General features: G+C 45.8%; 4 protein-coding genes and 1 pseudogene. 2 read left to right on the top strand and 3 right to left on the bottom strand.

All coding sequences use genetic code 11. The features are described from left to right. Positions 1–273 (top strand): annotated as a pseudogene (locus tag F6X61_RS18695) (IS630 family transposase); the annotation flags it as partial. A gap of 244 nt (positions 274–517) precedes the next feature. Then, complete coding sequence (locus tag F6X61_RS18690) at positions 518–727, top strand: hypothetical protein (protein ID WP_153787872.1); 210 nt, start codon at positions 518–520, stop codon at positions 725–727. A gap of 461 nt (positions 728–1,188) precedes the next feature. On the opposite strand, the gene F6X61_RS18685 is transcribed toward F6X61_RS18690, so the two are convergent. The 3 genes from F6X61_RS18685 to F6X61_RS18675 all read right to left on the bottom strand — a co-directional run bounded on the left by F6X61_RS18685 (position 1,189) and on the right by F6X61_RS18675 (position 7,707). Next, positions 1,189–2,145, bottom strand: coding sequence for a hypothetical protein (locus F6X61_RS18685; protein WP_153787871.1), 957 nt, complete (start codon positions 2,143–2,145; stop codon positions 1,189–1,191). A gap of 15 nt (positions 2,146–2,160) precedes the next feature. Continuing rightward, complete coding sequence (locus tag F6X61_RS18680; protein ID WP_153787870.1) at positions 2,161–2,688, bottom strand: hypothetical protein; 528 nt, start codon at positions 2,686–2,688, stop codon at positions 2,161–2,163. A 156-nt stretch (positions 2,689–2,844) separates the two neighbouring features. Further along, positions 2,845–7,707 (bottom strand): RHS repeat domain-containing protein, encoded by a 4,863-nt coding sequence (locus F6X61_RS18675; protein ID WP_153787869.1) that lies wholly within the window; start codon positions 7,705–7,707, stop codon positions 2,845–2,847. Positions 7,708–8,513 lie beyond the last annotated feature (806 nt).

Here is an 8,513-nt window from a genome sequence, read left to right as displayed (position 1 = left end):
TTCCTCCTGCACTTCACTCCGACCTCGAGCTCCTGGATGAACATGGTTGAGCGCTTCTTCCGGGATATCACCGTTTACTTGCGCGACGGCAGCTTCAGTTCCACACGTGAACTGGCCAGGTCCATTACCACGTTTTTAGCGCTGCACAATGCTCATCCCTACCGATACGTCTGGAGCGCAAAAGGTGAAGACATCTTGCGTAAGATCCAGGGTGCCCGAGAGGCTATGGCACGCGAGAACAAAGAGAACATTTTATCTGAGTCAGGACACTAGTTTACGACATTTCGTTTGTTGAGGAAGAACCTGTAGTAGCTTTCCACAGCGCTGTCCCAGCAATACCGTGGTAATTTTCTTCGACCCATGTAGAAACATCCCCAGAGGGTAGATAGGATCGTCTTTTAGCATTGCGACAGATTTCTTGCTCTCAATGTCAAAAAAACAAGAACTCCAAAGACTGCGAACAAGTACCAGCTTAGGGGCAGACGCCCCTACAAATAACAGCTGAATTGACTATATCATGCTGATGCGCTTGCTTCATAATTTCCTGCAACCGCTTTTGAACCTCGTTGCCGATGCATTCAATCCTCAGCTCGGACATATCCTCTCGGCCATGCTGATCGAAATCGTAGGCGATATAATAGATACCAGCCTAAATATCATCCAAAGAAAATCAGGCATTACATATTTCGCTGCACAAAAAGGCCTTGACGCTGAGCTGAAGGCCTAACAGGACATTCACAAAACACTCTATCGCTTTAGCGCTAGGCGTGTAAGAAAATCGCGTATTTTTTCCGCCCCCTAATGCCGGGAGCATTACATGTCGAGCGTATGTCAGGGTAAGATGTGCAGCCTGCCTTAATAGGTGAGAATCACATGCAGAACATACTGAGACGACCATCCAGCATAGACGCTCATGCCGGAGCAGTATTCTGTCTCAGCGAGGCCTACAAGCAGCGACAAATAATCACCACACTGCGACATGCCGGCGTCATCTTGCCATTTGAGAATGTAACCTTCAGATAATCTAAAAAATGCACCATGCAGAAAGCTGCCCAAGATAACGTACATGACTCTTAATACGTACCGAAAAATCAATGCGAATCCGTCACGCGACATTTATGATTAACTCGCCAACCGAAGAACCCGCATTGAAACTCAATCTAATCAGACTTAGCCTATGCGCGATCACTAACCGACAGTAAGCGAAATAGTATTATTATCAACCTGCGCGAGAAGAAATCGATGCTCACATCCAAAATTATCAACAATCATAACCATACTAGTTGCACGCCCCCAATCACCTACGGGGTGGCTACGGATGTAGTCCATGCACGCCCGAATAAGATCTGGTCGATTATTTAATCTAACATTCTGGTTATTGAGATGAGGATAACGCCTAATCTGCCCAACGGACAGATTTGACACCGTGTGGGTAATTCTAAACATTAGCCGCCGGCCGGAGTCCCAAATTAATGAGAGCCCAGGTGGCTGAAAGCGGCCACCACCACTTCCAATCTCTTGCATTACCCTCAAGCCTGACGGTAACCGCCAATAATGTACGATAGTTTCAGCCGTGCTCGACCCACTGCCCGCCCCCCTGTGTCCAACTTCAATAAAATGACTCAGGTCAGCAGCGTGCAACGTATATGGCGCTATAGAGACTGCTCTAATCCAGCTATTAAATAGATTACCTACGGCCGGCTCCCCCGCATCCCGATCACTATAAAACCGCCGGAGTTCGTCAATTACCACAGTAGCCCTAAATTCTCTGGACTCAGCATTCAACCTTGCTCTAAGAAACAATGTAACGAACTGTACTGACGAATTCTCTGCAGCCGGACCCACTTGCTGTTCAAGGCCCTCAACAAAGCCATCGGAACTATCAGCCATGCTCCTAGATTGCCACAAACCTTCATCAAACCCACGATGCTGCTGATCCGAGCTCCAATTGTCTGGCATAGCCTCACCATCGCGCGCTACCAGTTGAAGTGACTCTAATTCGCGAGTTGTCAGCGGCGTATTCACACCGTTCACCGTTTTTATGTACTCAACAGTGACAGCCAGTTGCTGCCTATTGTTGGCGTACAATGAATTGGCGCCATTCAATATGCGTATGCTAAAGTGTGTAAAACGGACGACGTTCATGACATTCTCCAGTACTCATAGAGTATGATTAAGGGCAAAACCATAAAACGGAGCGGCAATCTGCTTAAAGTTTTCCACCCCGTAGCGCGCGTTTAGTTCCTCATCAGCAAACAAAGCCTTTTCTTGAACAAAGTGAGCAAACTGTTCGTTGGCCTCAAAAAAATACTGATCGATATTAGGGCTACTGTGAAAGTAAACAAATACAGCTCGCTGAAACATTCTGGCAAATTCCAGCGTCTGAAAACCCACATCCTGTGACGAATTAACCTCTGACCATTCGCTTTCAACACCCTCAACATCAGTGCTGGTCCAGACCAAAATAAGCCGATGATCAAATTTAGGAATAAAATAATCACCGTCCTGATCTATATAAAGCATTTCTTGAAAAAATGATTCATCTCGTAAAAACGGTGGCGCGATAAATTCAATTAGGAATTTTACTCCATCTGAAAAAAAGGGTACACATTCTCGTCCTAACGATAGGGCCTGCACTCTGCCAACCGAGCCAGGGCTTCTCGCCGACTTGAAGATGGAATCTAACATGCGCTGCTCAACGAATATCATAACATCACCCTTCATTTACCAAATGTGATACTAACAGGGAAAACCAAATCGTGACTCTTCAAGTCGACCTATATACTTCAAGGCAATTCAAGATAAAGAATCACGCTTGGCAATTCAGGAAGCAAATAAATAATACTACGTCGAACTTCGGTACATTTCAGAGAGTGCCGAATCACGAAGCCGACTAGCACCTTCATCAAACCTGCTCGAAAAACCATGGGCACTGGCAATGGAATCAGTAAATGCACCTATCGTCGACGTGGACGCACCATTTTTACTCATTGGTTCGCTATCGGACTCCGAGGAGTTGTCGTCAGCCACGGAGCCAGATCCAGTTACTGTAGCGGTAATTCCGAACACAAGGTCCGCACCTCCAGCAATAACCCCAAACGCTCTCATAAATCTAATATTGCTATCGTTAAATCCGAGAGCGGCACGAACTCCTTCCGTTAATCCTCCCCTAACAGAAAAACCAACACCTGCTCCATACCGATTAGTTTCCGGAACAAAAGTAACAGTATTATGAGTCTCTACATTCCAGATAGCCCCCATCCTATTATTAATCGTACTGCTTGTTCTTGCTGTGCGATATGCCGCAACAGCAGAGTATCCAGCTGAAACCAATCCCGCGGCTATAGATGCTACACCGAAGCCTAGTGAGGCTTTATTTAGTCTGCTGATAACCCCACTACGTTTGCCCCAACCTTTTCTCTCGTCCTCCGCCTCCACCCCCATTGCGGCCACGCCTAACGTCCCGCTGACGACACCTAGGCCTCCGGCCGCCACGCCTGCAACCACTGCAGCTGTTACGACCGGCCCGATAGCTGCAAGTGCGAACCCGAATGACAATATCCCAGCTAAAAGCCCCCCTAGCCCCAAAAGCCAAGCCAACCACTTCGGCATAAGACCACTGGGGTCACTAAAATTAATCGGGTCACCATGACAATAGGCATACGCATTAATCCCTCCGGCACCGAAGGGACTTAACGGGTCGGGGGACAGAAAGATCATCAGCTCCGGATTATAGGCCCTACGGCCGTTCCCCAGATGGTATAAGTTGGTTACGGGGTCGAGCAGTTCACCATTGAAGGCGGCGCGAACCCGATCAACCAACATGCTCGAACTGCCTTGATCACCCACGTTTGATACACCATAAGGCGTGTAAAAAATACGCTTATTCTGCCCCGCCTCCGTTATAACCCCCCTGACACTCGCTGACTGATCCAGTAAATTAAACTCATCATCATCGGACCCACTTCTATTATTAGCCAACACATCTTGTGCATTACGTAGAAATTTCGATGTTCTGCTCATCTGAGTAGCATTTACCATTTCTCCATGAGCGTAATTTAACTCCACATCTGGGCGCCCCCCAGGGTCTGAGCGAGATATTTGTCTTCCATCGGCATCGTACCCATAGATAGCGAAGTTCTGTCTATCAGACTGAACAACAGCAATTAACCTTTCAAAGTCATCATAAGTATATACACTTACGCCATCTGAAATTACGTTTCCTGACTCATCATACGCTAGCGTAACTACACTCGGGGGATTTGAATGCGTTAATCTGGCCAGCTGAGTTGGATCAGGCAAACCAAACAACCTATCACTCACGTTTCTAGAACCATCCAAAAAGACTGTGACGACCTGAGTTATATTATTTAAGCTGTCATAGGCAAACTCTTGACGGACAATACTTCGACCGAGATGATCAATCGGATGATTTGCTCCATCACACTGATACAGGCTTAAACGCCTATTAGGATCGTAGGTAAAACGCTCAGTGGTAATTTCAGCGCCTTCGTCGACAAGGTCTACATTATGGCGTTCGTGCAGGCGACCATCGAGGTAATAGCTAGTCAATAGAAAGTTTTTACTCTCTCCATTCACAATCGTCTCACGCATCGACTCTCGCTCACAAATGGCCTCATAAGTGATCTCTGTCGTTATTTCATAGCCACCTTGACCAGCTGTATAGCTGGCAACTCTGCCGTATTGATCATATTTATAATCAACAAAGGTATCACCCACAACAATATGTTCAAGCCTACCAACACTGTCATAGGATCTATTTTCAACACCATCTTGCGGAGAATCTCTCCTCAGCAACCGCCCCGCGGTAGAATAATCATAGCGTGAAACATATTCAGCCCGGTTCATTGCAACCTGCGTATCTACATATACGCGACCGTATTTATCATGCTCTTGCAGATGAACGAATTGCGCACTATTACTTGAACGCTCTAATAGCCCAGTAACATTGTTGTATGAGAATTCACTGGCTATACCGCTGGCCAATGTGATCTGCTCGAGCTGTCTCAATTCAGGATTATATCTAAAGTTCTGAGTGACTCCACGTGGAGAGCGCGACTCTGTCGGCAGAGTTGTTCCATCCTCATAGCGCCAAGTCGCCGCAAACCCTGCCACGCCCCTTAATTGCTCTTTCAGTCGACCAACCCCATCATAAACACGCGACCCCAGGCGCACGTCATTAACATCTTGGGAAACAGCCATCTCATCGCTAGTATGCTGGGCGTAGCCAATGCGCAGTACTCTTGAGTAATTGCCGGCAGAATCTCCATCAGGCTTATACCGTTTAACCTCTACTCGATCAAAAATGTCATATTCATAAGCCACTTCAATAGCACTATCCAACACCTCAAAGGTGCACCGACCAAAACCATCAAAGGTCCGATCAATCATGTTAATGCCTGGAAAGCGGTTGCTGACCTGCTTAACCACCTTATTGAAATCATTATAGTAACTGAGAGTTGGATGTAGACCGACTACCCCCTCGGTTTTCAAACGACTTATGGGATCATAGTCAGTTATGTATACGCTTCCATCGGGGCGAGTGATGTGACTACGTTCACCCCAAGAGCTATATGCATAACTTGTGATTAATGAGAGTTTGCCGTTATCTGTTTGATCCACAACCTCTTCAGACGTTACCTGATCAAATTCATTGTAAGTCAATTTTAGTAAAGTGAACTCCTCCGCCCCCTCCTGTGTCTTTTTGATTTCAGCATTAGAGATTTGACGCCCAAATCCGTCGTAGTAAGTGACATACTGACCACCTAACGCGTCTATCGTCTCAAGGCTAGCCTGGTTGCTGGGGCCTCCAAATGTATACGTATACAGTCGAGCAGCTTCACTATCAGTGTTAGGCGAGGCGAGCTCTGACACCATTCTTTCGGACACGTCATATTCATACGTCAACGTGGCGGAGTCTTCTTTCGTGATCGAATAGAGCAACCGACCAATCAGTGAAAGTGATCGGCTCGACTCTAAGTAGGCATTATCAAAACCTATTACTTTACGACTCTCAATAATCAAGTTGTTTTTCAGCTCATATGCAAACTCGGTCCTTGTCATGAACTCATTAATAGTAGTAGAAGCCCCTTTAATCCTACCATGCAGCGGTGCGTCAGTAGTGTCATCATAGTAGATGAAATCAGTAACAACGGCATCATTCAACTCAGCATGAGACTTAATAGCCACATAAAAGCTATTACCGTCAAGCGTGCTTAACGATGTATACGTATAACTGCTTGACTTGGGCGACAACTCTCCAAAAGCCGGGTATATTGTCTCGTCTTTTTTAAACCTTACAAACTGTCCATGAGGCTCTGGAGGACACAATTCTGGCACGTCTTCAACGGCAGGCACCCCTTCAACAGGATAATAGGTCATAACGTGGCGAATACCGGATGTTTCTGTTCGGCTGGTTTCATTCCCAAATTCATCTGTTTCGCTAAGTATCACTTCCTCCCGACCATCATCGCCGCCCAATAACTCGTAGCGTGTAATTATTTTTTTGGGTAGTTGTAAATTGGCCGGCTGCTCTGGAAAACTAGCCCCTGGAACATTATTGTAAGTTATTTCTTTGGTGATTTTGGCATTTCCGCGCGTCACTTCTTCAGAGACTAGCAAGTGAAAATTATTGAAGGTATTTTTGGTGGTCCGCAAAACGCTAACATCCGCCACCTCTTCAGCCTCTTCAATAACCTGCTCCTCGCTTATATATTCATAAGCACCATCTTGCACAAAGTATAGATTATCAACCCCCTCACGAAAGCCATCATTGTATGGAAAGCCGGTAAAATTGTTGCTGCTGTAGGTGTACGTGCGAATTATATTTTTTTGCCCCGCGCCTGGTCGTTTTGTCCAGCCTGTAACATTAGGTATAAATCTATTGTGGTCAATCTCATGTCCGTGCGGATGATAGTAAATTTCTTCTATCCCTCCGCTAGGAGTTTCCAGCTTTGTTATTGCAATTACGTTGTCTGCGAAAGATTCATATTCAAACACATAATAAGACAACGTTTCAGGTGCATCATCCCTATCGAAAGGAGCCGTAACGGTGGTTAACTCGAAATTTCTTGTCACATTGAACTGCTTTCGCGCCATCCGCCCATCATGAACGAGAGTATCTGCCATCGTAAGATGGCCTTGAGGATAGTGCAGTACCAGCATCTCCTGTTCCGTTTGCATATTAGTAATTTTCACTAGAGTCCCAGTCTCGCGATGGAATTCGAATCGCTCTCCGTTTTCGAAAACTATTTGATGGAGATGGAATAGGTGCTTGTGTGGTGAAAACTGTAAAATTTCGATAGTGCCGTCTATATAAATCACGTGAAGCTCAAATTCTGCAGAACGCCGAACAACGAGATCTTTAAGCTTCCTGTCCTTTAAAATCAACTCCTCCCCTACATCAGGTAAACGATCGGTAACAATGCGCTCGCCACTCAACAATCTCAGACTGGGCGTATCCGATGCCGAATCAAATATGGTCTCACTCATACCCCAACCTTTACCATAGCCGACATCAGTATCATTCAACATGGAGAATTGTAGATAGATACTGCGACTTACTTCTATTGCACCCTGAGGAGACAGTGTCGCCAAAGAGATAGTAGTGCCATATAGCCCTGTACGGGGGTCTACTTGACCATCCAAAAAGGACTTGAAATTAAAGGCATTGGAATGGATGTTCATTTTATCCCTCTCTGACTTATAGTTTTTTGATACCTATCGATAAATAAATTCGCTAGATTAATAAACAGCATCACATTTCAGATTAACTAGCGCACTACACCGACCAAGCTACCCCCTATAAGAATACAGAAACTCTTATGCAAGATGAGATCATCTCGTACAGGAAAATAATTCTACATAAGGCAAAGCTACAATTATCTACAACACGACGCATTCAGTGCGTGATAATTGGATCCAGTTCTAGCAGTCGAGCTCTGACCTGTCGAATTCTATTTTGTAACAAGCCAAATAGAAAAAACGCATTACACAATATTTGATAGCATCATCTAAATCGCCTGAACCATTCTGTAATTCTTCCGCAACCGCTCTAGAGCGGCAATATCGACAAGGGAGTGCGCACCTCGACACGTAACCATTTCGCGTATTCCTGAAAGCTTCTGCGCATCATTTATATTTTGTACAAATAAAAATATTGCACAAACCAGTAAAAAGTTCTAATGCGAGGCCATTTTTCCAACTAAAGCAGCTTAGGGCCGATACTTGCTTGGAGATACCGTTACCAAAACGAGGTTATGCCCGTACTTACTTTTCAGAGATCGCGCTAATCGCCGATTCGGCTATTCGGCTATTCGGCTTGATCATGAGCTTCTGCCAGCCGGCTGGAACGCATGAGGGCGGCGCGGGACTGACGCCCCTCGCGCGGAAACGCTGCCTTCACTAGTCTTCTGTCTCAAAAACAAGTTTCCCATTTGAGCTACGCTTTGTTGGTCAAACAGGATGCGGGGTGGAGCGATGAATCCTCAAGA

This window comes from Pseudomonas sp. EMN2, from assembly GCF_009650555.1.
In the GTDB taxonomy this organism is placed as follows: domain Bacteria; phylum Pseudomonadota; class Gammaproteobacteria; order Pseudomonadales; family Pseudomonadaceae; genus Aquipseudomonas; species Aquipseudomonas sichuanensis.
The sequence above is the reverse complement of the archived record's forward strand: the minus strand, read 5'-3'. Positions and strand labels throughout refer to the sequence as shown.

Excerpts from the sequence above, each read along its gene's own strand:
- F6X61_RS18680 (WP_153787870.1), bottom strand. The coding sequence starts at position 2,688 with ATGTTAGATTCCATCTTCAAGTCGGCGAGAAGCCCTGGCTCGGTTGGC.
- F6X61_RS18675 (WP_153787869.1), bottom strand. The coding sequence starts at position 7,707 with ATGAACATCCATTCCAATGCCTTTAATTTCAAGTCCTTTTTGGATGGT.
- F6X61_RS18685 (WP_153787871.1), bottom strand. The coding sequence starts at position 2,145 with ATGAACGTCGTCCGTTTTACACACTTTAGCATACGCATATTGAATGGC.
- F6X61_RS18690 (WP_153787872.1), top strand. The coding sequence starts at position 518 with ATGCTGATGCGCTTGCTTCATAATTTCCTGCAACCGCTTTTGAACCTC.